24 protein-coding genes are annotated in these 21,509 nt (G+C 64.0%); 13 read left to right on the top strand and 11 right to left on the bottom strand.

From position 1 onward, the window contains the following. Positions 1-154 precede the first annotated feature (154 nt). The 8 genes from J8847_RS24045 (at position 155) to J8847_RS04325 (ending at position 5,444) form a co-directional block, all read left to right on the top strand. Positions 155-1,708: an ATP-binding protein gene (locus J8847_RS24045; protein WP_211523452.1), complete on the top strand. Its 1,554-nt coding sequence runs from the start codon at positions 155-157 to the stop codon at positions 1,706-1,708. Further along, complete coding sequence (locus J8847_RS04355) at positions 1,705-2,364, top strand: response regulator (RefSeq protein WP_211523451.1); 660 nt, start codon at positions 1,705-1,707, stop codon at positions 2,362-2,364. Before J8847_RS24045 ends, J8847_RS04355 begins: the two co-directional genes overlap by 4 nt. Then, positions 2,336-2,836 carry a hypothetical protein gene (locus tag J8847_RS04350; RefSeq protein ID WP_211523450.1) on the top strand — a complete coding sequence of 167 codons (501 nt, stop codon included), beginning with the start codon at positions 2,336-2,338 and terminating at the stop codon, positions 2,834-2,836. Before J8847_RS04355 ends, J8847_RS04350 begins: the two co-directional genes overlap by 29 nt. A gap of 149 nt (positions 2,837-2,985) precedes the next feature. Further along, positions 2,986-3,426 carry a hypothetical protein gene (locus J8847_RS04345; protein ID WP_211523449.1) on the top strand — a complete coding sequence of 147 codons (441 nt, stop codon included), beginning with the start codon at positions 2,986-2,988 and terminating at the stop codon, positions 3,424-3,426. 52 nt (positions 3,427-3,478) lie between these two features. Further along, entirely contained in the window at positions 3,479-3,859 is a 381-nt protein-coding gene (locus J8847_RS04340) for a BlaI/MecI/CopY family transcriptional regulator (protein ID WP_211523448.1), read from the top strand. Next, on the top strand, positions 3,856-4,053 hold the full coding sequence (locus J8847_RS04335) for an oxidoreductase-like domain-containing protein (RefSeq protein WP_211523447.1): 198 nt from the start codon (positions 3,856-3,858) through the stop codon (positions 4,051-4,053). Before J8847_RS04340 ends, J8847_RS04335 begins: the two co-directional genes overlap by 4 nt. A 163-nt stretch (positions 4,054-4,216) precedes the next feature. Then, the gene (locus J8847_RS04330; RefSeq protein ID WP_211523446.1) at positions 4,217-4,681 is read left to right on the top strand and encodes a DUF421 domain-containing protein; all 465 of its coding nucleotides are present in this window, start codon (positions 4,217-4,219) and stop codon (positions 4,679-4,681) included. A gap of 172 nt (positions 4,682-4,853) precedes the next feature. After that, positions 4,854-5,444: a CHRD domain-containing protein gene (locus J8847_RS04325; RefSeq protein ID WP_229512483.1), complete on the top strand. Its 591-nt coding sequence runs from the start codon at positions 4,854-4,856 to the stop codon at positions 5,442-5,444. A 6-nt stretch (positions 5,445-5,450) separates the two neighbouring features. Here the strand turns inward: J8847_RS04325 and gluQRS are convergent, their stop codons facing one another. Both gluQRS and J8847_RS04315 read right to left on the bottom strand, forming a co-directional pair. Continuing rightward, positions 5,451-6,353 carry a tRNA glutamyl-Q(34) synthetase GluQRS gene (gene gluQRS, locus J8847_RS04320; protein WP_211523445.1) on the bottom strand — a complete coding sequence of 301 codons (903 nt, stop codon included), beginning with the start codon at positions 6,351-6,353 and terminating at the stop codon, positions 5,451-5,453. 50 nt (positions 6,354-6,403) lie between these two features. Next, on the bottom strand, positions 6,404-6,895 hold the full coding sequence (locus J8847_RS04315) for a nuclear transport factor 2 family protein (protein WP_211523444.1): 492 nt from the start codon (positions 6,893-6,895) through the stop codon (positions 6,404-6,406). Between the two features lie 261 nt (positions 6,896-7,156). Between J8847_RS04315 and J8847_RS04310 the strand changes: the two genes are divergently transcribed. Continuing rightward, on the top strand, positions 7,157-7,531 hold the full coding sequence (locus J8847_RS04310; protein WP_211523443.1) for a hypothetical protein: 375 nt from the start codon (positions 7,157-7,159) through the stop codon (positions 7,529-7,531). Here J8847_RS04310 and rnk read toward each other — a convergent pair. The 9 genes from rnk to J8847_RS04265 all read right to left on the bottom strand — a co-directional run bounded on the left by rnk (position 7,528) and on the right by J8847_RS04265 (position 15,423). Continuing rightward, positions 7,528-7,935: a nucleoside diphosphate kinase regulator gene (gene rnk / locus J8847_RS04305; RefSeq protein ID WP_211523442.1), complete on the bottom strand. Its 408-nt coding sequence runs from the start codon at positions 7,933-7,935 to the stop codon at positions 7,528-7,530. The two genes, J8847_RS04310 and rnk, sit on opposite strands and share 4 nt — an antisense overlap. 472 nt (positions 7,936-8,407) lie before the next feature. Beyond that, entirely contained in the window at positions 8,408-8,989 is a 582-nt protein-coding gene (locus J8847_RS04300; RefSeq protein ID WP_211523441.1) for an SRPBCC family protein, read from the bottom strand. A gap of 193 nt (positions 8,990-9,182) precedes the next feature. After that, entirely contained in the window at positions 9,183-10,484 is a 1,302-nt protein-coding gene (gltA, locus tag J8847_RS04295; protein WP_211523440.1) for a citrate synthase, read from the bottom strand. Positions 10,485-10,555: 71 nt separating this feature from the next. Then, a complete protein-coding gene (locus tag J8847_RS04290; RefSeq protein WP_211523439.1) occupies positions 10,556-10,822 on the bottom strand; it encodes a succinate dehydrogenase assembly factor 2 in 267 nt (88 codons plus the stop codon). A gap of 243 nt (positions 10,823-11,065) precedes the next feature. Further along, positions 11,066-11,776 carry a succinate dehydrogenase iron-sulfur subunit gene (locus J8847_RS04285; protein ID WP_211519177.1) on the bottom strand — a complete coding sequence of 237 codons (711 nt, stop codon included), beginning with the start codon at positions 11,774-11,776 and terminating at the stop codon, positions 11,066-11,068. A gap of 49 nt (positions 11,777-11,825) precedes the next feature. Further along, positions 11,826-13,604 carry a succinate dehydrogenase flavoprotein subunit gene (sdhA, locus tag J8847_RS04280; RefSeq protein ID WP_211523438.1) on the bottom strand — a complete coding sequence of 593 codons (1,779 nt, stop codon included), beginning with the start codon at positions 13,602-13,604 and terminating at the stop codon, positions 11,826-11,828. Between the two features lie 2 nt (positions 13,605-13,606). Then, positions 13,607-13,975: a succinate dehydrogenase, hydrophobic membrane anchor protein gene (sdhD, locus tag J8847_RS04275; RefSeq protein WP_211523437.1), complete on the bottom strand. Its 369-nt coding sequence runs from the start codon at positions 13,973-13,975 to the stop codon at positions 13,607-13,609. Positions 13,976-13,978: 3 nt separating this feature from the next. Then, positions 13,979-14,404 (bottom strand): succinate dehydrogenase, cytochrome b556 subunit, encoded by a 426-nt coding sequence (gene sdhC / locus J8847_RS04270; protein ID WP_211523436.1) that lies wholly within the window; start codon positions 14,402-14,404, stop codon positions 13,979-13,981. 254 nt (positions 14,405-14,658) lie between these two features. Then, the gene (locus J8847_RS04265; RefSeq protein ID WP_211523435.1) at positions 14,659-15,423 is read right to left on the bottom strand and encodes a GntR family transcriptional regulator; all 765 of its coding nucleotides are present in this window, start codon (positions 15,421-15,423) and stop codon (positions 14,659-14,661) included. A gap of 285 nt (positions 15,424-15,708) precedes the next feature. On the opposite strand from J8847_RS04265, the gene J8847_RS04260 reads away from it, so the two are divergent. The 4 genes from J8847_RS04260 to acnA all read left to right on the top strand — a co-directional run bounded on the left by J8847_RS04260 (position 15,709) and on the right by acnA (position 21,135). Further along, the gene (locus tag J8847_RS04260; protein WP_211523434.1) at positions 15,709-16,698 is read left to right on the top strand and encodes a malate dehydrogenase; all 990 of its coding nucleotides are present in this window, start codon (positions 15,709-15,711) and stop codon (positions 16,696-16,698) included. A gap of 102 nt (positions 16,699-16,800) precedes the next feature. Beyond that, on the top strand, positions 16,801-17,790 hold the full coding sequence (locus J8847_RS04255; protein WP_211523433.1) for a CoA ester lyase: 990 nt from the start codon (positions 16,801-16,803) through the stop codon (positions 17,788-17,790). Beyond that, positions 17,790-18,350 (top strand): hypothetical protein, encoded by a 561-nt coding sequence (locus J8847_RS04250; RefSeq protein ID WP_211523432.1) that lies wholly within the window; start codon positions 17,790-17,792, stop codon positions 18,348-18,350. The genes J8847_RS04255 and J8847_RS04250 overlap by 1 nt, the downstream gene beginning before the upstream one ends. A 76-nt stretch (positions 18,351-18,426) precedes the next feature. After that, positions 18,427-21,135 carry an aconitate hydratase AcnA gene (gene acnA / locus J8847_RS04245; RefSeq protein ID WP_211523431.1) on the top strand — a complete coding sequence of 903 codons (2,709 nt, stop codon included), beginning with the start codon at positions 18,427-18,429 and terminating at the stop codon, positions 21,133-21,135. Positions 21,136-21,509 lie beyond the last annotated feature (374 nt).

The raw sequence follows: 21,509 nt of genomic DNA, 5'->3' as shown, positions 1-21,509 counted from the left end.
TCCCGGTCCTCCCGCCGGTTTCTCTGTCGGCATCTTGGGAATGAATGTGTCCAAATTTCACGCACGGGCGCACTTTTTAGCATAGCAATTATCATTACCTCAGAGTTATAGTCAGCTCGTACTACAATTCAGAACGATATTTATCCTGGACAACGTGAAAATTTCCATCGGCGCCCGTCTGTTCGTGTCGGTCTTGCTGGCCATCCTGGCCGTGGCGGCCAGCGGCGTTGTCTTGCTGCGGCAAAACGTCCTGGCCAGTTTCGGCGACTATGCCGTGGCCATCGAACTGGACCGGTTGGACGAATTATCGGCCTCGCTCGCCCAGCAATACCGCAACCGTGGCGGCTGGCGATTCCTGCCTGGAGACGACGGACGCCGCCGCTGGATCGCGCACGAGCTGGCCCGCCTCCAGGAGGCGCGCGAACAAGGCGCACCGCGTCCCCTGCCCCCGCCGCCCGCGCCGGCCGCACCGGCTGAACCCGCAAACATGGTGGCCATGCCGGCGCCGCCCGTGGCTCCCGTCGCTCCCGTGGCCCCCGCGCCGCCTGCGCCTCCTCCGCCCCCCCTTCCGCCGCCGGACATTCCTGAGCCCGGCATGCCGGGACTCGCCTCCGACCTGCACGAGCGCGTGACCCTGCTCGACGCCCAAGGCCGCTACCTGGCCGGACGCGTACCGGGCACGCTGCCGCTGGCGCGGCGCGCGATCACGGTCGACAACAAGACGGTCGGCTACCTGGGCGTGGCGCGCAGCCACCAGCCCAGCGATGCCATGGCCTATGCCTTCCTGGCCGAGCTGCGCGCCAGCCTGTGGATGATCGGCGCGGCGGCGGTGGCGCTGAGCGCCCTGGCCGCCGTGCTGCTGGCGCGCCACTTCCGTCGTCCCATCGACCGCCTGGCGCGCGGCGCCGGTGAGCTTGCGGCGGGCAATTACGGCATCCGCCTGCCGCATGAACGCAGCGACGAACTGGGCGACCTGGCGCGCCACTTCAACGCCCTGGCCGAGCGCCTGTCGCAGGCCGAGACGGCGCGCCGCCAGTGGGTGGCGGACACCTCGCACGAACTGCGCACGCCGCTGGCCGTACTGCGCGCCCAGCTGGAGGCGATCCAGGATGGCGTACGCAGCGCCACGCCCGACACCGTGGACGCGATGCTGCGCCAGGTGCTGTCCCTGAACAAGCTGATCGACGAGCTGTACGCGCTGGCGCGCGCCGACGTCGGCGAACTCGCTTGCCGGCGCGAAGCCGTCGACCTGTGGCGCCTGGCGGGCGATGAAGCGCAGGCCTTCGCCGAGCGCATCGCCGGCGCCGGCTTGAGGCTCGACATCGGCCCGGCGCCAGTGCGCGCCGATGTACTGGCCGACCCCGACCGCATGCGCCAGGTGCTCGACAACCTGTTCGAAAACAGCCTGCGCTACACCGCCGCCGGCGGCAGCATCCGCCTGCACGCCCATGCCGATCAGGGCAGCCTGCACCTGACGCTCGACGACAGCGCGCCGGGCGTGCCGGACGAGGCCCTGGCGCGCCTGTCCGAGCGCTTCTACCGCGTCGACGCTTCGCGCAGCCGCGCGCACGGAGGCGCCGGACTCGGCCTGGCCCTGTGCCGCCGCCTGCTCGAGGCGCAAGGCGCCGGCCTCGCTTTCGCCCACTCGCCGCTGGGCGGCCTGCGCGTGACGCTCAGCCTTCCTCTCGCATCGAAGGAGACCGCATGACGACCCTGATGATCGTCGAGGACGAGCCGGAGCTGGCGGCCCTGGTCGCTGACTATGCTCGCGCGGCCGGCTACGAGCCGCGCGTTGTCGGCGACGGCGCGCTGGCGCTGGAAGCGATCCGCGCCACTCCGCCTGCCCTGGTCGTGCTCGACCTGATGCTGCCCGGCCTGGATGGCCTGGCGCTGTGCCGCGCCGTGCGCGCCTTCTCGGAGGTGCCGATCGTGATGGTGACGGCGCGCGTCGAGGAGATCGACCGTCTGCTTGGCCTGGAAAGCGGCGCCGACGACTACCTGTGCAAGCCCTTCAGCCCGCGCGAACTGATGGCGCGGGTGAAGGCCATCCTGCGCCGTGCCGGCAACGCGCCGCCGCCACGCGTGCTGGAGGTGAACGAAGCCGCGCGCCGCGTCAGGGTGCACGGCAAGGCGCTCGACCTGACGCCGAGTGAATACGCGATCCTGGCCGCGCTGGCGCGCCGCCCGGGGCAGGTGCTGTCGCGCGCCCAGCTGCTGGACGCCGCGCGCGCCGACAGCCTGGACGCGACCGACCGCGCCATCGACAGCCACATCAAGAACCTGCGGCGCAAGATCGATGCCGCTGCGCCGGGCCTGGAGGCGATCCGCTCCATCTATGGGCTGGGTTACCGCTGCGATCTATAAAGGAATGCCGTTGAAAGCCTCTGTCAAATACACCTTGCAAGAGACACGCAACGTTCTGATTCGAATGGCATGCCGCAGGCGGCTGGTGCGGGCTGGCCGGCCATTACCCGTGTTCGTGAGTGGAGACGCCCTCGACATGCAAATTGCCGTGGGCAACTGCACGGTACTCGCGACGAGTTACGACTATTTCGATGGCTGCCACCACTGGATCTATTTGCTTGGACCGGACGGCAGACCGATGGATAAACTCTGCATGCGCGATCAAGTAGGCGACATCGAGAACGTCCAGGTGCTATCCCAACACGAGATTTCATTTGGCTATATCGGCACCAATGACAGGTGGCGGCTTCGCGTGGATGAGGAAGGCTTTCGCTCGTTTTCATTGAGTGCACTGCGCATGCGAACAAATCGCTTCCTTTTGCGCAAGCGACATTGCGTCGTACATCGAACGAAAGGAGCCCCGGGACCCTGAATCGGAGCCTGAGGTCGGGGAGGCTGAAAAAACTTAGCGTAACGCAAGACGACTCCATTTTTTCTCCACATTTGGCGTGCAGGATGCAGTCATGGCCCGCCGCGCTGTTGGCGCATCCTGTGCGGGCCGCAGCCGAAAGGAGAACGATAATGAAGACGACCATCCCCCTGATCCTGCTCGCCCTGCTGTGCGGCAGCGCCAGCGCCCAGCAGGCGGAAACCCGCAACGGCCACGTATGGATCAAGTGCGGCCCGGGCACCAAGATCAAGTGCCCGCCGCCGCCGACTCCACCGGATCCGCCAGCCCCGCCCGCGCCACCGGCGCCGCCTGCACTGCCCGGCCATCACGACGGCTTTGCTCCGCCCCCGCCTCCACCGCCGGCGATGCCGACGATTCCCGCTCCGCCGGAGCCGCCCGAGCCGCCGCCGATGCCGAAGGTTCCCGACCAGGCCCATGCCGCTTGTGCCGACAAGTCCTCGGGCACCAAGATGACCTGGGCTCTGGGTGAGGAAGGCACCATGACCGGCACTTGCGAACGCAAGGCGGGGCGGATGCAGTTTGTGTTGGAAAGCCTGTACAAGTCGCGTTGAGCGCCGGAGTGGGGCCATGGACTTTGGAGTCTAGATCATTTAATCTAGATCCATGAGTACCATTGATGCCCCACCGAAGCCGACTCCGTCCGAGCTCGAAATGCTGCGCCTGCTGTGGCAGCTCGGCCCGGCCACCGCGCGCCAGGTCCATGAAGCCGCGGTCGAGACACGGCCCGACATGGGCTATGCCAACGTGCTGCGCCTGCTGCAAGTCATGCACGCCAAAGGCCTGCTTCAGCGCGACGAAAGCGCCCGCGCCCATATCTATGCGCCTGCCCAGCCGCAGGACAGCCTTCAGACCAGCCTGATCAAGGAGCTGATCCACAAAGCCTTTGCCGGTTCCGGCAAGGAGCTGGTGCTGGCCGCACTGCGCGGCCACGTCAGCAAGAAGGACCGCGAGGAAATCCAGGAATTGCTGAAGCGAGAGAAATGAATACGGTGCTCAAGCGTCCGGTCCCGCCGGTGCAGCCGGACCTGGAAGACTGCTGCCGCAGCGGTTGCGTTCCCTGCGTATTCGATCTCTACGAAGATGCGCTGGCGCGTTACGAAAAGGAACTGGCGGCCTACGAAGCGGCGCTCGCGGAGCAAGCCGTCAACGCAGTCTCCGGACCAGCGCCACGGCACTGATCCCACCCTGCGCCCCGGATTTGGACCGCAGCTCAACGTAGGCAAGCACCCCGCCCTCATCCACGCAAACTCCCGACCGATCCTCCCTCAGCCCGCACGCTTGAACTCGTCTTGTTGGCAAATTCATTACAATCGACTCAACGGTTCATGCATTGGAGGTCGTATGTTCGATATGGATCTTCCTTGGTGGGAATTCATAGTTCGGGGTTTGGCGGTCTACCTGCTCCTGCTGATCATGGTGCGTCTCTCGGGACGCCGGACGGTGGGTCAGTTCACGCCTTTCGATCTGCTGGTCGTGATGCTGCTGTCCGAAGCGGTGTCGAACTCGCTGTCGGGCGGCGACAATTCGCTGGTCGGCGGCCTGATCTGCGCCGCGACCCTGGTCGCCATCAATGCCCTGGTCGGTGTCGCTACGTCGCGCAGTGAGAAGATCTCTACGCTGGTCGACGGCGATGCTGTCCTGATCGGTCGCGACGGCGTCTTCTTCGAAAAAGTCATGCGCAATTGCCGGCTGTCGGACAGCGATATCGAGGAAGCGTTGCGCGAGCACGACTGCCCGCGTTCGGAGATGAAATGTGCTTTCCTCGAAGCGGACGGCGAAATCACCATCATGCGTAATCCCCAATAACGACGCCCCATTTCCGCTTCGATTTCCAGGCACCATTTCCGTCAGCGATTTGGGTGCCTGTTCTCCTTTGCCCTTCAGTACCGTGTGGCCTGGAACGTATGCCTGTGCTACTTTTTTCACCAGCGCTCCGTGTGAGCGCGGGTTGGTTTCTTTCCTAATCAGGAGGTATACCATGAAGAAAGTCTTGTCCGCGTTGACGCTGGCCGCGTCGACGCTCGCACTTGCACCCTCCGCACTGGCAGTCGATTATTTCCGCGCCGTGGCGAGCGGACCAGGCGAGGCGCCGCCCAACGCCTTTCCCGGCTACAGCATCGCCAGCCTCCAGCTCGACGGCATGATCCTGCGCGCCGATATCCCCTTCTCCGACCTGACGACCGGCACGGTGGCGGCCCACATCCACTGCTGCACCGCAGACAGCCTGATGGGCACCGCCGGCGTGGCGATTCCGCTGTTCGGCTTCCCCTCTGGCGCAAGCTCCGGCAACTACAGCCAGACCTTCGACCTGGCCGATCCCGCGGTGTATGACCCGGCCTTCCTGACCGCCTTCGGCGGCACGGCGGCAGGGGCGAGCGCTGCCCTGCTCGACGCAATGGGCGACAACACGGCCTACCTGAACATCCACACCACCCAGTATCCGGGCGGCGAGATCCGCGGCTTCATCGTGGCGGCGCCGGTTCCCGAACCGGGCTCCTGGGCAATGCTGGGGGTCGGACTGCTGGGCGTGGGCGTGATGGCGCGCCGGCGCATCGGCGTCCCAGGCTGAAGCCGGCTAGCTCAGTCCTGCGCCCGGATGGCGCTCGAGAAGCCGGCCCCAGGCCGGGATAGCCGCGCGCCAGAAGGCATCGAGCGAGTCCGCCTGCTCGACGCCGAGTTCCAGAAAACGCGCTGTCTCCAGCAGCGCGGCGACCGCGCTCGCCTCGTCGCCGGCCGTCACTGCCAGGGCCCCCGTCTGCTTGGATAATTTTTCGCCGTTGGCGTTGCGCACCACCGGCACGTGCAGGTAGCGCGGCGTCGGCACACCCAGCACGCGCTGCAGGAAGATCTGGCGCGGGGTGGAGTCGAGCAGGTCCGCGCCGCGCACAATGTCGGTAACGCCTTGCTCGGCATCGTCGACCACCACCGCCAATTGGTAGGCCCAGTAGCCGTCGGCACGCTTGAGCACGAAGTCGCCCGAGTCGCGTGCGAGGTGCTGGGTCACGCGGCCGGCGAAGCGATCGGTGAAGCTCACCTCGTCCATGCCGGCGTCCGGCACACGCAGGCGCAGGCTGCGCATGCCGCGCCCCTCGGCCAGGCCGTAGCGGCAGGTGCCGGGATAGATCGCTGCCCCATCGGGCGCGAAGCCCAGGCGCGAATCGGCGATCTCGCGCCGGTTGCAGCCGCAGGGATAGGTGTGAAGCGCAATGCGCTCAGCCGCCGCCGCATACAGGTGCTTGCGCCGGCTCTGCCAGACGATCTCGCCGTCGGCATGCATGCCCAGCGCATCGAGCAGGGCCAGGATGCCTTCGGCGGCGCCGGGCACGCTGCGGCCCTCGTCGATGTCCTCGATGCGCACCAGCCAGGCGCCCTCGTGAAAGCGCGCGTCGAGATAGCTGGCCACCGCCGCCACCAGCGAGCCCGCATGCAGCGGGCCGGTGGGCGACGGCGCGAAGCGTCCGATGTAGGGTTTGCTCACTTGCTGACTAACGAAATCCGGAAGGCGGTCACCTTAGCACAGGCGCCGGTTCAGGACTTCGTCTTCTTCGCGTTTTCGTCGATCAGCTTTTTGACCTGGCCGTTGACCTCGTTCGGCACCGCCATCGACAGCTGGTAATGCAGGATTTCAAAGCCCTTGTTCGTCTTGCGGATCACGCCGCTGGCCATGCAGGGGCCCATGTTCGGGGTGTCCAGCAGCTCGTCGAACCAGATGATCGAACCGTCCGCCGATGCGTACACGTTGCGGCGCGTGGCCTTGAAGCTCCAGGCGGACTTTCGGTCGAAGTACTTCTTGGCCCAGGCCTTGAACTCGTCGCGCTTCCACAGTTCCGTGCGATCGGTGCCGATGTACACGCCGTCCTTCGCCATCTTGTCGAAATAGGCCAGGCGCGCATGGGCCGCGTCGTCGTGCCACTCGTCGACGAAGGCGTTGACCTGGCGGGTCAGCTCGGCATTGGTCTCCGCACGGGCAGCGCCGACCAGGCTCAGAAACAAAAAACAGGCAGTGAGGAAGCGCTTCATGGACGTCCTTTATACAGTTGGGATAAGAACCGCGGACATTGTACACATTGAAATGTAACAAATTGTGCAAAGGCCCTGCTGCCGAGATCGGCGGTGTACATTTGCCAACATCGACACATTCATTAATGCAATGAAGCGACCGGCGGTCACGATCCCAGGCATGGAGGCCAAGCATGCTTTCGCATCCGGGCAAACCCGGCAAAAGCCGGGCCGCGACGCTCTTCCCTCACCAGGGCGCGTATATCAGATAGGGAAATGTTGATGAAGCATGCCATCACCTTGCTGGCCTTGGGCATGCTGCCTGTTGCGGGCGCGCTTGCCGACGCGCCGCCGAATCCGCCTACGCCTGTGACGACGGCGACCGCAGCCGACATCCGCGCCGCAGTACGTCCGCCGGCGCTCGAAGAGGCGTTGCGAGCGGCCCTTGCGGAGACGTCCGAACCGGAGCGCGACAAGCAGAAAGCGACGTTCGGCAGTGACGCGCGGACAAGCTTCGAGCGCCAGTTTGAAGAAGCCAAGGTGCCGTACTGCCTGCACGGCGACGGCCTGAAGCGGCAGTCGACTTTCTTCCTCAGCGGCTACATCGCCCTGCCCTTCGTGTTCGTGGCGCGGGCACGGGGCAAGTGCCTGTTCTAGCGGTGCAGTTCGCCGGCGCGCTCCGGCTGGTACTCGACGCCGCGCACGGTAATGTGGAAGCGGCCGCCGTCGGGGCGGTTCCAGGCGATGCTGTCGCCAACCTTCAGGCCCAGCAAGGCGGTACCGACCGGCGTCAGCACGGACAGTTGTTCTCCGCTGTCGGTCATGTCCTTCGGATAGGTCAGGGTCAGCGTGACCTCTTCCTCGCTGTTATCGAAGCTGAAGCGCACGCGCGAATTCATGGTGACGACGTCGGGCGGCATGTCCCAGGGTTCGACCATGTCGGCACGGCCGAGTTCATTGAGCAGCGCATCGCGCGCGTTGGCCTGGGCGGCCGGCAGGCGGTCGAGCACGCGCTCCAGGCGTTCCAGGTCGAGCCACGAGATAGTGATGGACGGTTTCATGTTGTTCTCCAAATAGAGGCCGCTCTCTGGCGGCCATCGACAAAAGGGATCCACCGGCGCGCTAGGCGCCGGAGACGATGTGATGGAGGTCGCTCGGGAGGAAGGCGAATGACAGGCTTTACCTGCCTTGTTTCCTCACCGAGCCCAGGAAAGCCAGGCGAGATTACGGGAGGAATGCACGGCGCGAATGACGGGCGCTGCGGCGCCGCTGCCAATAAGACAGAAGGCGTGGCGGGTCATGGGGCGGCGTGCGTGAGTCATGTGAGGAGTATAGCCTTTGTGACGAGATCGTCAACGGTCGAGACACATTGAGACAATTTGTCGCGTCTTATTTACAACCAGATGTTACACCAGGGATAATTTGGGTGCGGCGGTCGCTTTCGACCAAACCGGGCATTCGACCCTGCCGGCCGGATGTGCGATTCATACGACGCCGCACATCATCATACTCGCCCTGTCAATCGGAAAACTGCTACTCCCGCCGGTCCAGTCGCGACAACATTGCCGCCATCATCGCGGCGACATCTTTCCTTACAACGCTTGTCTCCACAGCTTCCGGCACACTGAACTTCGGCTCGATGGTGGCGTTGTACTCTACCCTGGTGCCGCTGGCGCCTGCCAATGGCGTCAGCTCCCAGCGCGCCCGGTAGACTTTCATGTCGCCCTCGACCAGCGAGATGTCGATGCGATCCGGCGCCCGCTCGTGCACCTGCACCACCAGGCGGATCGCCTGGCTGAAAAACAGGAAGCGGGCTTCACCCAATTGTTCGACGACGACCGTGTTGTCGTTGCGGGACAGGACGCGAACACTATGCAGGTTCGGCAGGTAATCGGCAAAATGCTCGTAATCGGTGAGAATACCCCAGACAACGCCTGGCATTGCCGCCACCTTGGCGCTCGACTTGATCTGGTAGACCTTGCCTCCATCGGCGCCGGCAACGCGCTCCACCTCGAGTGCGAACCTGGGCTCGCCCGGCTGCGCTGCCACTTGGGCAGCGATCGAGCCCGATAAAGTGCACCCGAGCAACAGCATGGTTGAGAGGCGACGTAGCATTCGCCGAGCGTAGCATGCGGATGCGCTTGGGTGGCAAGCCCGCGCCGCACCGGTGCGCAGGCCTCAACCATGGCGCCAAGCTTAACTTCTTCGCGCCAGGAACGAATCGATGCCCTGTGCAGACAGGTTGAAATAAAAAAAGCGGGCCGAAGCCCGCTTCCTGAAGACACAGCCCCTGCACGGGGCGGTCCGATTAACGCTTGTCGATCGTCGGCACGTCGCGCACCGGCGAACCAACGAACAGCTGGCGCGGACGGCCGATCTTCTGTTCCGGATCGGCGATCATCTCGTTCCACTGGGCGATCCAGCCGATGGTACGGGCCATCGCGAAGATACCGGTGAACAGCGAGACCGGGATGCCCAGAGCCGACTGCACGATGCCCGAGTAGAAGTCGACGTTCGGGTACAGCTTGCGCGACACGAAGTATTCGTCTTCCAGCGCGATGCGTTCCAGTTCCATCGCCAGCTTGAACAGCGGGTCGTCCTGCAGGCCCAGTTCGTTCAGCACTTCGTGGCAGGTTTCGCGCATCAGCTTGGCGCGCGGGTCGAAGTTCTTGTACACGCGGTGACCGAAGCCCATCAGCTTCACGCCCGAGTTCTTGTCCTTGACCTTCTCGATGAAGGCCGGGATGTTCTCGACCGAGCCGATTTCCTTCAGCATGGTCAGTGCGGCTTCGTTCGCGCCGCCGTGCGCCGGGCCCCACAGGCAGGCGATACCGGCAGCGATACAGGCGAACGGGTTGGCGCCCGACGAACCGGCCAGACGGACGGTCGAGGTCGATGCGTTCTGCTCGTGGTCCGCGTGCAGGATCAGGATGCGGTCCAGAGCGCGCACCAGCACGTCATTGACCTTGTACTCTTCGCACGGGTTGGCGAACATCATGTGCATGAAGTTCGCGCTGTACGACAGGTCGTTGCGCGGGTACATGAACGGCTGGCCGATCGAGTACTTGTATGCCATGGCGACCAGGGTCGGCAGCTTGGCGATCAGGCGGATAGCCGAGATTTCACGCTGCTTGGCATCGTTGATGTCCAGCGAGTCGTGGTAGAACGATGCCAGCGCGCCGACGGTGCCGACCAGGACCGACATCGGGTGCGCGTCGCGGCGGAAGCCACGGAAGAAGAACTGCATCTGCTCGTGCACCATGGTGTGCTTGGTCACGGTGTCGGTGAAGGTCTTCTTCTGCTCTGCGTTCGGCAGTTCGCCGTTCAGCAGCAGGTAGCAGGTTTCGAGGAAGTCGCAGTTGACGGCCAGTTGCTCGATCGGGTAGCCGCGGTACAGCAGCTCGCCCTTGTCACCGTCGATGTAGGTGATGCTCGAGTTGCACGAGGCGGTCGACATGAAGCCAGGATCGTAGGTGAACTTGCCGGTCTGGCCGTACAGCTTGCGGATGTCGATGACGTCCGGGCCGATGGTGCCCTTATAGATCGGCATGTCGACCGACGGGCTGCCGTCCGAGAACGACAGAGTGGCTTTGGTATCAGAGATGTTCATGGCACTTCCTTCTTTTGGGAGTGGAGTCTACAAAATATATAAAACGAAACCTCGCGAAACCTCGGTTCCGCTCACGCTTGCCGCAGCCGCGCCAGGAGGGCGCGCACGTGCGGCAGGTCGACCTCGCCTTCGGGCTCGGCGCGCCCCAGCAGCAGGTCCATCAGCGGGTTGTCCGCCAGGTCCAGCAGGCGGGTCAGCGCATCGACCTCCTCGTCGCTCAGGTCCACTTCGTGTGCGTCCAGGAAGCGCGTGAGGATCAGGTCGTTCTCGAGCAAGCCCCGGCGTGCGCGCCAACGCAGGCGGGCACGGTTGGCTGGGTCGGATTGATGCGTTTTCACACTAGAGTCCGTTGTTGGGTCAACACTATACTCCGGCTGCCAGGAATTGGCAGTACGGTACTTTTACTGTATTTGCGGCAAATTTGCCTGCATTTGCGCCAAAGTTACCCGTCGTTCCGGGCCTCGGCGGCCCCCTTGGCCGGAACCTAAGTTCGTTTGCGTTACCACGACGATCTCTAGTAGCGGTACTCACGCAAACTTGGGTTCCGGCCTCCGCCGGAACGACGGGATGGCGGCCGAGCTTTAGATCGCGCGGCGGACCAGCAATTCCTTGATCTTGCCGATCGCCTTGTTCGGATTCAGGCCCTTCGGGCACACGTCCGTGCAGTTCATGATCGAGTGGCAGCGGAACAGGCGGTACGGGTCTTCCAGGTTGTCCAGGCGCTCGTTGGTGGCTTCGTCGCGCGAGTCGGCGATGAAGCGGTAGGCCTGCAGCAGGCCGGCCGGGCCGACGAACTTGTCCGGGTTCCACCAGAACGACGGGCAGGAAGTAGAGCAGCAGGCGCACAGGATGCACTCGTACAGGCCGTCGAGCTCTTCGCGCTCTTCCGGCGACTGCAGGCGCTCTTTCTCCGGCTTGATCGAATCGTTGATCAGGTAAGGCTTGATCGAGTGGTATTGCTTGAAGAACTGGGTCATGTCCACGATCAGGTCGCGGATGACCGGCAGGCCCGGCAGCGGGCGCAGCACGATCGGCTGGCTCAGTTCGTTCAGGTTGGTGGTGCAGGCCAGGCCATTCTTGCCGTTGATGTTCATTGCGTCCGAACCGCACACGCCTTCGCGGCAGGAGCGGCGCAGGGCCAGCGAGTCATCGACGTCGGACTTGATGCGCTGCAGGACGTCCAGCAGCATCTTGTCGGTATCTTGCAGCTCGACGGTCACGTCTTGCATGTAAGGCTTCGTATCCTTGTCCGGATCGTAGCGGTAAATCTTCAGTTGGACGGTGCGTGCCATGTTTTTACCTGTCTTCTAAGCCGGGGCCCTGCCCCGGCTTCTTCAAATATTAGAAAGTACGTGCCTTCGGCTTGAAGGTCTCGACGGTCAGCGGCTTGGTGACCACAGCCTTGTACTCGAGGCGGTTGCCTTCCGAGAACCACAGGGTGTGCTTCATCCAGTTCTCGTCGTCGCGCTTCTCGTAGTCGCTGTGGGCGTGGGCGCCGCGCGATTCCTTGCGGGCTGCTGCCGAGACGATGGTCGCCTTCGCGGTCTCGATCAGGTTGTCCAGTTCCAGCGCTTCGACGCGCGCGGTGTTGAACACCTTCGACTTGTCCTGGAAGGACACGTGCTTGCGGCGCTCGTCGAGCTTCATGATTTCCTCGACGCCCTGGTTCAGCAGTGCGTCGGTACGGAACACGCCGCAGTACTTCTGCATGGTGGCGCGGATGTCGTTGGCCACGTGCTGGACCTTCTCGCCGCCGGTCGAGGTCTCGAGGCGGTTCAGGCGGTCCAGCGCGAAGTCGGCGGCGTCCTTCGGCAGCGGCTTGTTCAGCTTCTGCTTCAGGTTCGAGGCGACGACGTGGTTGCCGGCCGCGCGGCCGAAGACCACCAGGTCGAGCAGCGAGTTGGTGCCCAGGCGGTTCGCGCCGTGGACCGAGACGCAGGCGCATTCGCCGATCGCGTACAGGCCGTTGACGATTTTCTGGCCGCCGGTGCCGTCAGGAGCGACGACCTGGCCATGGATGTTGGTCGGGATGCCGCCCATCTGGTAGTGGATGGTCGGAACGACCGGGATCGGCTCCTTGGTGGCGTCGACGTTGGCGAACTTGTGACCGATTTCGAGAATCGACGGCAGGCGCTTCTTGATGGTGTCGGCGCCGATGTGACGCAGGTCCAGCAGGACGTGGTCCTTGTTCGGACCGCAGCCGCGGCCTTCCTTGATCTCCTGGTCCATCGAGCGCGAGACGAAGTCGCGCGGCGCCAGGTCCTTCAGGGTCGGCGCGTAGCGCTCCATGAAGCGTTCGCCGTTCGAGTTGATCAGGATACCGCCTTCGCCACGGACACCTTCCGTGATCAGCACGCCCGCGCCGGACACGCCGGTCGGGTGAAACTGCCAGAACTCCATGTCCTGCAGCGGCAGGCCGGCGCGCGCCGCCATGCCCATGCCGTCGCCGGTGTTGATGAAGGCGTTGGTCGATGCGGCGAAGATGCGGCCTGCGCCGCCGGTGGCGAAGATGGTGGTCTTCGCTTCCAGGATCATCGTGTCGCCGGTTTCCATTTCCAGGGCCAGCACGCCGACCACGTCGCCTTCGGCGTCGCGGATCAGGTCGAGGGCCATCCACTCGACGAAGAAGTGGGTACGGGCGCGGACGTTGCGCTGGTACAGGGTGTGCAGCAGGGCGTGGCCGGTACGGTCGGCGGCCGCGCAGGCGCGCTGGACCGGCTTTTCGCCGAAGTTCGCGGTGTGGCCGCCGAACGGACGCTGGTAGATGGTGCCGTCCGGGTTACGGTCGAAAGGCATGCCGAAGTGTTCGAGCTCGTACACGACCTTCGGTGCTTCGCGGCACATGAATTCGATCGCATCCTGGTCGCCGAGGTAGTCGCCGCCCTTGACGGTGTCGAACATGTGCCAGTACCAGTCGTCTTCGCTCATGTTGCCGAGGGACGCGCCGATGCCGCCCTGGGCCGCCACGGTGTGCGAACGGGTCGGGAACACTTTCGACAGCACCGCCACGTTCAGGCCGGCTTCGGCCAGTTGCAGCGATGCGCGCATGCCGGAACCGCCGGCGCCAACGATGACCGCGTCAAAACGACGGGTAGGGATTGCAGGTTTGATTGCTGCCACGATTACACGCTCCAGAGAATTTGCACGGTCCAGGCGGCGCAGGCAATCAGCCAGAGAATCGTCGCCAACTGCAGAAGCAGGCGCACGCCTGCCGGCTTGATGTAGTCCATCCAGATGTCACGGATGCCGACCCAAGCGTGGTAGAACAGGCCGAACAGGGCGACCAGCGAGAACAGCTTGAACCACTGCTTCGCGAACAGGCCAGCCCAGCCTTCATAGGTAAAGTTCTGGCCGGTCAGGAACATGACCAGCAGGATGACGGTGTAGACGGCCATGACGATGGCGGTGACGCGCTGCGCCAGCCAATCCTTGACGCCGTAGTGGGCGCCGACGACGAGGCGGCGCGGGCCGATATTATTCTTGGTTGCCATGGTTTAAAACACTCCGAACAGTTTCAGGCCGACCAGCACGGTCAGGGCCAGGCTCACGACCAGCACCCAGCGTGCGGTCTTTTGCGCAGCGTCCTTGTCCAGGGCCAGGTGGTTGTCCATGAACAGGTGGCGAACGCCGGCGGTGAAGTGGTGCAGGTAGGCCCAGGACAGGCCCAGCAGGATGATCTTGACGAACACGTTGCTCATGATGCCGCGGAAGTGCTCGAACGAGGTCTCCGACAGCAGGCTTTCCTGCAGCAGGTACAGCAGGAACGGCAGCATCAGGAACAACCCGGCGCCGCTGATGCGGTGCAGGATCGACACGATGGCCGACGGCGGCATGCGATATTTGCCAGTAATATCGCTAATGCCAATATTGCGGAACTCCGGCCGCCCTTTTTTTGCAGCTTCTCTCACGGCTTCGGACATACAACACCTCCCTTATGACGACAAATTTTTAGTGAACCCTTCATTTTCACCGATTTTGTGACCGGGCCCCACACGCTGCCGTGCAGCATGGCGGGACACCTTGCGTCGAACCGGGTCAATGTCCGTCGCTTACCCAAAACCAACATATTTTAATCGCATCAAGCGATCGTTGCAGCAGCCCGCGTGGGATTGCTGCAACTGCAAACCGGGCTCCCCACGACGGCGGAACCCGGTTTGCGTCATTCTTTACACCGTCACGACAGCTCGTTCAGGTAGTGATGCTGCGCGGTCGAGTACAGCCCGCGCCGCAGTTCCACGGCCTTGTCGCCGTAGGTAAACGAGACCCGCTCGGCGCACAGCAGCGGCGTTCCTTCCGGTACCTTCAGGAACTCGCTGGCCGAGGCGTCGGCGGATACCGCCCGGATTTTTTCGCTCGCGCGGATCATGCGGGTGCCGAACTCGGACTCGAACAGGCCGTACATTGGCCCCTTGTATTCCGCCAGCCGCTCCGCGCTCAGGCCCTTGAACAGCTGGCCCGGCAGCCACAGCTCTTCCAGAATGGTCGGCTGGCCTTCGAAGGACTGGACCCGCTTGATATACACGACCGCGTCGCCCGACTTGAGTTCCAGCAGGCGCGCGACCTCGGCCGGGGCGCGGATGCGCTTGACTTCGACGAAGCGGCTCTCGGGATGGTGGGGAACGCCCTCGTCGGGCATCAGGCGCAGGAAGCGGAAGTGGGCGCGCTCCTCGGCGTGGGTGGCGACGAAGGTGCCCTTGCCCTGGCGGCGCACCACCAGGTTCTCGGCCGCCAGCTCGTCGATGGCTTTGCGCACCGTGCCCTGGCTGACCTTGAAACGCCCCGCCAGCTCGACTTCGCTGGGCATCAGTTCGCCCGGTTTCCATTCGCCCGCTTGCAGGCTTTGGGTGATCAGGGCCTTGATCTGCTGGTACAGCGGCCGGAACGAAGGCGATGCGCTGCCGGCGGGATCGCTGGCCTGGTTGGTCGGGACGGGGTTCATAGACCGCGATTTCACCACAAAAGTGCAACACCGTCCAGTGTAGAAGGCCTCCACACATGTGTCTTATATAAGACATATGATATGAATTGACTGATGGAACGGCAGAGGAGTACACTCGCGGTCGACCTGGCGTCCGTTCTTGCACTTATTGTACGCGCGCGACACCAGTCTCACGGGCCGGATCGTGGATGGCGCTTTTGGTATCATTGCAGTTTTCCCAAACAGGCGTATCCTCGGCATCGACCCAGGCACCGACCGTTTTCATTCCCACTTTGGAGATTCATCATGGCTAAAACCCCAATGCGCGTTGCCGTCACCGGCGCGGCCGGCCAGATCGGCTATTCCCTGCTGTTCCGCATCGCCAACGGCGACATGCTGGGCAAGGACCAGCCGGTCATCCTGCAGCTGCTGGAAATCGACAATGAGAAGGCACAGAAGGCGCTCAAGGGCGTCATGATGGAAATCGACGACTGCGCATTCCCGCTGCTGGCCGGCATGACCGCCCACGCCGACCCGATGACCGCCTTCAAGGATGCCGACTTCGCCCTGCTGGTCGGCGCCCGTCCGCGCGGCCCGGGCATGGAACGCAAGGACCTGCTGGAAGCCAACGCCCAGATCTTCACCGTGCAGGGCAAGGCGCTGGACGCCGTCGCTTCGCGCAACGTCAAGGTGCTGGTGGTCGGCAACCCGGCCAACACCAACGCCTACATCGCCATGAAGTCGGCCCCGAACCTCCCTAGCAAGAACTTCACCGCCATGCTGCGCCTGGACCACAACCGCGCCCTGTCGCAAGTTGCCGCCAAGACCGGCAAGCCGGTGTCGTCGATCGAAAAGCTGGCCGTGTGGGGCAACCACTCGCCGACCATGTACGCCGACTACCGCTTCGCGACCATCGACGGCCAATCGGTCAAGGAGATGATCAACGACGACGTCTGGAACCGCGACACCTTCCTGCCGACCGTCGGCAAGCGCGGCGCCGCCATCATCGAAGCGCGCGGCCTGTCGTCGGCAGCCTCGGCAGCCAACGCCGCCATCGACCACATGCACGACTGGCACGTCGGCACCAACGGCAAGTGGACCACCATGGGCATCCCGTCGGACGGTTCGTACGGCATCCCGAAGGACACCATGTTCGGCTTCCCTGTCACCGTTGAAAACGGCGAATACAAGATCGTCCAGGGCCTGGAGATCGACGAGTTCTCGCAAGAGCGCATCAACCTCACGCTGAAGGAACTGACCGAAGAGCGTGAAGGCGTGGCCCACCTGCTGGCCTAAACTTCCACGCGGTTGATGGAACCGGCCAAGCCGCCCGTCCGCCGCATACGCCGTGCCGCCTCTCCAGGCGGTACGGCGGCTTCCGCTTCGACTGAACACCACATGCATCCTTCCGAGGTTTTATTCCAGGGCAAACGCCAGCCGCTCCTGCTCCCCGCCTGCGATCACTACGCCGGCTCGGAGAAGCTGATGCGCAAATCGATGGCCCTGCAACAAGAGCTTGGGCCCGTCTTCGACATCACCTTCGACTGCGAGGACGGCGCCGCCGCCGGCAGCGAAGCCGGGCATGCCGCCCTGGTGGCGTCCCTGCTGAATAGCGAAGACAACCGCTTCAACCGCATCGGCGCGCGCGTGCACGAGCCGGGCAGCCCCCATTTCGAGCACGACGTCGCCACCATCGTGGGCGCCGCCGCGCCGCGCCTGGCCTTCGTGATGCTGCCCAAGGTGAGCAGCGCCATGGAAGTGGCGCGCGCCATCGACCTGATCAACCAGCACGCCGCGCCGAGCGGCCGCAGCGACCTGCCGGTGCACGTGCTGATCGAGACCCACGGCGCCCTGCGCGAGGCCTACGACATCGCCGCCCTGCCCCAGGTCGAATCGCTGTCCTTCGGCATCATGGATTTCGTGTCCGCCCACTACGGCGCGATTCCCGCCGGCGCCATGCGCACTCCGGGCCAGTTCACCCACCCGCTGGTGGTGCGCGCCAAGCTCGAGATGGTCGCCGCCTGCCACGCGCACGGCAAGGTCCCGTCGCACAACGTGACCACCGACATCAAGGACAGCGCGATCGTCGCCAACGACGCCCAGCGCGCGGCCGCCGAGTTCGGCTTCACCCGCATGTGGAGCATCCACCCCGACCAGATCAAGGCGATCCTGAAGGCCTTCACGCCGCGCCTGTCGGAAGTGAACGAGGCGACCAACATCCTGAGCGAGGCCATGGCGGCCGGCTGGGGACCGATCGCCCACCATGGCCGCTTGCACGACCGCGCGAGCTATCGCTATTATTGGACGGTGTTGCAGCGCGCTAAGCTGGCTGGCCTTGCGCTGCCCGAAGCCGCGGCGGCCATCGTCAACCACACGGAAGCCTCCTGATGTCCACCCAACTGTCCAAACTCCTTGCCGCCGGCGCTTTCGCGTTCGCGGCCGCCGGCGTATGCGCGCCGGCCACCGCCGCCCCCGCCGACAAGCACCCGAAGGCGGAAGCCGTCCTGAAAGCGCAGGCCAAGAAATCCAAGTCCAAAGCGAAGAAAGCCAAGGCCGGCGCCGCCGGCGCGGCCGCGGCCGCCGCGGCATCCGCCGAGCCCACCGTCGATCCGAGCAATCCGGAGCAGGCCGAGCCGGACATCACCGATACGATCGTCACCGAATACGCTTGTGAACTTAACAACAAGGTCACGATCTACACCAACGAAAAAGACGATGCCCACATCGCCCTGCGCTGGAAGAAGCGCCTGCACCGCCTGGCGCGGGTGGGCACGACGACCGGCGCGCAGCGCTTCGAAAACCCCTTTTGGGGCTTGATCTGGATTGGCATTCCGGCCAAGGGCATCCTGCTGGATTCCCGCCTGAACCGCCAGCTGGCCAACGAGTGCAAGACCCCCCAACAGGCGGCGCCCATCGTGGCTTCGTCGCCCGAGGAAAAGAAAAGCTGATTCGCGGCCAGCATCGCCGCGCATTGCCTGATGTTATTGATAGTGAAATAACAAAATCCCCACTGAAGGAGAGATTATGTCTCGCAACACTCTGAACACACTGAAGGAATTCCCGATCGGCGCAAGCCAGACCGGTCAGTTCTACTCGCTGCCGGCCCTGGCCGAAAGCCTCGGTGTGAACCTGTCGCGCCTGCCGGTGTCGATCCGTATCGTCCTCGAGTCCGTGCTGCGTAACTGCGACGGCAAGAAGGTCACCGAAGAACACGTGAAGCAGCTCGCCAACTGGGGCGCGACCGCCGAGCGTACCGACGAGATCCCGTTCGTCGTCGCCCGCGTCGTGCTGCAGGACTTCACCGGCGTGCCGCTGCTGGCCGACCTGGCCGCGATGCGCAACGTCGCCGCCAAGACCGGCGCCGATCCGAAGAAGATCGAGCCGCTGGTGCCGGTCGACCTGGTGGTCGACCACTCGGTCACCATCGACCACTTCCGCGAGCCGGGCGCGCTCGACCTGAACATGAAACTGGAATTCCAGCGCAACAACGAGCGCTACCAGTTCATGAAGTGGGGCATGCAGGCATTCGACACCTTCGGCGTCGTGCCGCCGGGCTTCGGCATCGTCCACCAGGTCAACCTGGAATACCTGGCGCGCGGCGTCATGAAGCAGGGCCAGGTGTTCTACCCGGACACCCTGGTCGGCACCGACTCGCACACCACCATGATCAACGGCGTCGGCGTCGTGGGCTGGGGCGTGGGCGGCATCGAGGCGGAAGCCGGCATGCTGGGCCAGCCGGTCTACTTCCTGACCCCGGACGTGATCGGCGTCAACCTGAAGGGCAAGCTGCGCGAAGGCTGCACCGCGACCGACCTGGTGCTGACCGTCACCGAAATGCTGCGCCGTGAAAAAGTCGTGGGCAAGTTCGTCGAGTTCTTCGGCGAAGGCACCCGCTCGCTGTCGACCACCGACCGCGCCACCATCGCCAACATGGCCCCGGAATACGGCGCGACCATGGGCTTCTTCCCGGTGGACGAAGCGACCGTCGACTACTTCCGCGGCACCGGCCGTACCGAAGAAGAACTGGCTGCCTTCGAGAACTACTACAAGGCCCAGGGCATGTTCGGCATCCCGCAGGAAGGCGAGATCGACTACACCCGCGTGCTGGAACTGGACCTGTCGACCGTGACTCCGTCGCTGGCCGGCCCGAAGCGTCCGCAAGACCGTATCGAACTGGGTCACGTGAAGAACACCTTCACCGACCTGTTCAGCAAGCCGACCACCCAGAACGGCTTCAACAAGTCGCCGGAAGACCTGTCGAAGGTCTACGAGACCACCAACGGCGTGCGCGTGAAGAACGGCGACGTCCTGATCGCCGCGATCACCTCGTGCACCAACACCTCGAACCCGAGCGTGCTGCTGGCTGCCGGCCTGCTGGCCAAGAAGGCGGTCGAGCGCGGCCTGACCGTCGCTCCGCACATCAAGTCCTCGCTGGCCCCGGGATCGCGCGTGGTCACCGAGTACCTGACCGCCGCCGGCCTGCTGCCTTACCTGGAAAAGCTGGGCTTCGGCGTGACCGCCTACGGCTGCACCACCTGCATCGGCAACGCCGGCGACCTGACCCCGGAACTGAACGCCGCGATCGTCGAGAACGACATCGTCGCCTCGGCCGTCCTGTCGGGCAACCGTAACTTCGAAGCACGTATCCACCCGAACATCCGTTCGAACTTCCTGGCCTCGCCGCCGCTGGTCGTCGCTTACGCGATCGCCGGCAACATGACCCGCGACCTGATGTCGGAGCCGGTCGGCAAGGACACCAACGGTGTCGACGTCTACCTGGGCGACATCTGGCCGTCGTCGCAGGAAGTGGGCGAGCTGATGCGCCTGGCGATGAACTCGGAGGTGTATCGCAAGAACTACGCCGACGTCAAGGGCAACCCGGGCGAACTGTGGGAGCGCGTGTCGTCGACCGAAGGCCAGGTGTACAACTGGCCTGAGTCGACCTACATCGCCGAGCCGCCGTTCTTCAGCGACTTCGAGATGACCCCGAAGGCAGCCGCCAGCGGCATCACCGGCGCCCGCGCGCTGGGCGTGTTCGGCGACTCGATCACCACCGACCACATCTCGCCGGCGGGTTCGATCAAGGAAGACGGTCCGGCAGGCAAGTGGCTGAAGGATCACGGCGTCCTGAAGGCCGACTTCAACTCCTACGGCTCGCGCCGCGGCAACCACGAGATCATGATGCGCGGCACCTTCGCCAACGTGCGTATCAAGAACAAGATGATCCCGCCGAAGGCGGACGGTTCGGCGGTCGAGGGTGGCATCACCATCCACCAGCCGTCGGGCGAGCAGCTGTCGATCTACGACGCGGCAATGAAGTACGTGGCGGAAGGCACCCCGACCATGATCTTCGGCGGCGAAGAGTACGGCACCGGTTCGTCGCGCGACTGGGCGGCCAAGGGCACCCAGCTGCTGGGCGTGAAGGCCGTGATCTGCCGTTCGTTCGAGCGTATCCACCGCTCGAACCTGGTGGGCATGGGCGTGCTGCCGCTGCAGTTCATCGGCAACGACAGCGTTGAAAGCCTGGGCATCACCGGCAAGGAAACCTACGACCTGAAGGGCCTCGAAGGCGAGATCAAGCCGCAACAGCTGGCGACCCTGGTGATCCACCGTGAGAACGGCGAATCGCAGGAAGTCAAAGTGCTGCTGCGTATCGATACCCCGATCGAAGTCGACTACTACAAGCATGGCGGCATCCTGCCGTTCGTGCTGCGTCAGCTGCTGGCTGCTTAAGCTGGACTGCTGAAGTGAAAAGGGCCGGAACCTGAGAAGGTTCCGGCCTTTTTGTCTTGGACACGGCGCTTGCGGCCGCCAATAAAAAAGAGCCCTGCCGATCCTGTCGGCAGGGCGATCCGGTTGCCCGGCGGGGGGTGGTACTCGACCGGCAGTCCGGCTCGGCGCTGTTCCTGCCCACAGGGGAGCGCATGCCAAACCGCATAATAAATGATAACGATTCCCATTATCGTTTAATATGGCAAGCTTGGCAAGCGCGCTTCTCCACGACCGCGTCAGACAATGGATGTTGCCTGCGTGTTCATGACATGTGGCCGAATCAACTACAATACCGGGGGTAAGGGTTTATGATGACCCCCATGGACTTTCGATCC

Origin of the sequence: Massilia sp. AB1 (assembly GCF_018119385.1) — a bacterium.
GTDB lineage: Bacteria > Pseudomonadota > Gammaproteobacteria > Burkholderiales > Burkholderiaceae_D > Telluria.
The sequence above is the reverse complement of the archived record's forward strand: the minus strand, read 5'-3'. Positions and strand labels throughout refer to the sequence as shown.

What these genes read in the sequence shown, in the direction of transcription:
- J8847_RS04355 (WP_211523451.1), top strand. Translation starts at nt 1,705, where the DNA reads ATGACGACCCTGATGATCGTCGAGGACGAGCCGGAGCTGGCGGCCCTG.
- J8847_RS04350 (WP_211523450.1), top strand. Translation starts at nt 2,336, where the DNA reads ATGGGCTGGGTTACCGCTGCGATCTATAAAGGAATGCCGTTGAAAGCC.
- J8847_RS04345 (WP_211523449.1), top strand. Translation starts at nt 2,986, where the DNA reads ATGAAGACGACCATCCCCCTGATCCTGCTCGCCCTGCTGTGCGGCAGC.
- J8847_RS04340 (WP_211523448.1), top strand. Translation starts at nt 3,479, where the DNA reads ATGAGTACCATTGATGCCCCACCGAAGCCGACTCCGTCCGAGCTCGAA.
- J8847_RS04335 (WP_211523447.1), top strand. Translation starts at nt 3,856, where the DNA reads ATGAATACGGTGCTCAAGCGTCCGGTCCCGCCGGTGCAGCCGGACCTG.
- J8847_RS04330 (WP_211523446.1), top strand. Translation starts at nt 4,217, where the DNA reads ATGTTCGATATGGATCTTCCTTGGTGGGAATTCATAGTTCGGGGTTTG.
- J8847_RS04325 (WP_229512483.1), top strand. Translation starts at nt 4,854, where the DNA reads ATGAAGAAAGTCTTGTCCGCGTTGACGCTGGCCGCGTCGACGCTCGCA.
- J8847_RS04315 (WP_211523444.1), bottom strand. Translation starts at nt 6,895, where the DNA reads ATGAAGCGCTTCCTCACTGCCTGTTTTTTGTTTCTGAGCCTGGTCGGC.
- J8847_RS04310 (WP_211523443.1), top strand. Translation starts at nt 7,157, where the DNA reads ATGAAGCATGCCATCACCTTGCTGGCCTTGGGCATGCTGCCTGTTGCG.
- rnk (WP_211523442.1), bottom strand. Translation starts at nt 7,935, where the DNA reads ATGAAACCGTCCATCACTATCTCGTGGCTCGACCTGGAACGCCTGGAG.
- J8847_RS04300 (WP_211523441.1), bottom strand. Translation starts at nt 8,989, where the DNA reads ATGCTACGTCGCCTCTCAACCATGCTGTTGCTCGGGTGCACTTTATCG.
- gltA (WP_211523440.1), bottom strand. Translation starts at nt 10,484, where the DNA reads ATGAACATCTCTGATACCAAAGCCACTCTGTCGTTCTCGGACGGCAGC.
- J8847_RS04285 (WP_211519177.1), bottom strand. Translation starts at nt 11,776, where the DNA reads ATGGCACGCACCGTCCAACTGAAGATTTACCGCTACGATCCGGACAAG.
- sdhD (WP_211523437.1), bottom strand. Translation starts at nt 13,975, where the DNA reads ATGGCAACCAAGAATAATATCGGCCCGCGCCGCCTCGTCGTCGGCGCC.
- sdhC (WP_211523436.1), bottom strand. Translation starts at nt 14,404, where the DNA reads ATGTCCGAAGCCGTGAGAGAAGCTGCAAAAAAAGGGCGGCCGGAGTTC.
- J8847_RS04265 (WP_211523435.1), bottom strand. Translation starts at nt 15,423, where the DNA reads ATGAACCCCGTCCCGACCAACCAGGCCAGCGATCCCGCCGGCAGCGCA.
- J8847_RS04260 (WP_211523434.1), top strand. Translation starts at nt 15,709, where the DNA reads ATGGCTAAAACCCCAATGCGCGTTGCCGTCACCGGCGCGGCCGGCCAG.
- J8847_RS04255 (WP_211523433.1), top strand. Translation starts at nt 16,801, where the DNA reads ATGCATCCTTCCGAGGTTTTATTCCAGGGCAAACGCCAGCCGCTCCTG.
- J8847_RS04250 (WP_211523432.1), top strand. Translation starts at nt 17,790, where the DNA reads ATGTCCACCCAACTGTCCAAACTCCTTGCCGCCGGCGCTTTCGCGTTC.
- acnA (WP_211523431.1), top strand. Translation starts at nt 18,427, where the DNA reads ATGTCTCGCAACACTCTGAACACACTGAAGGAATTCCCGATCGGCGCA.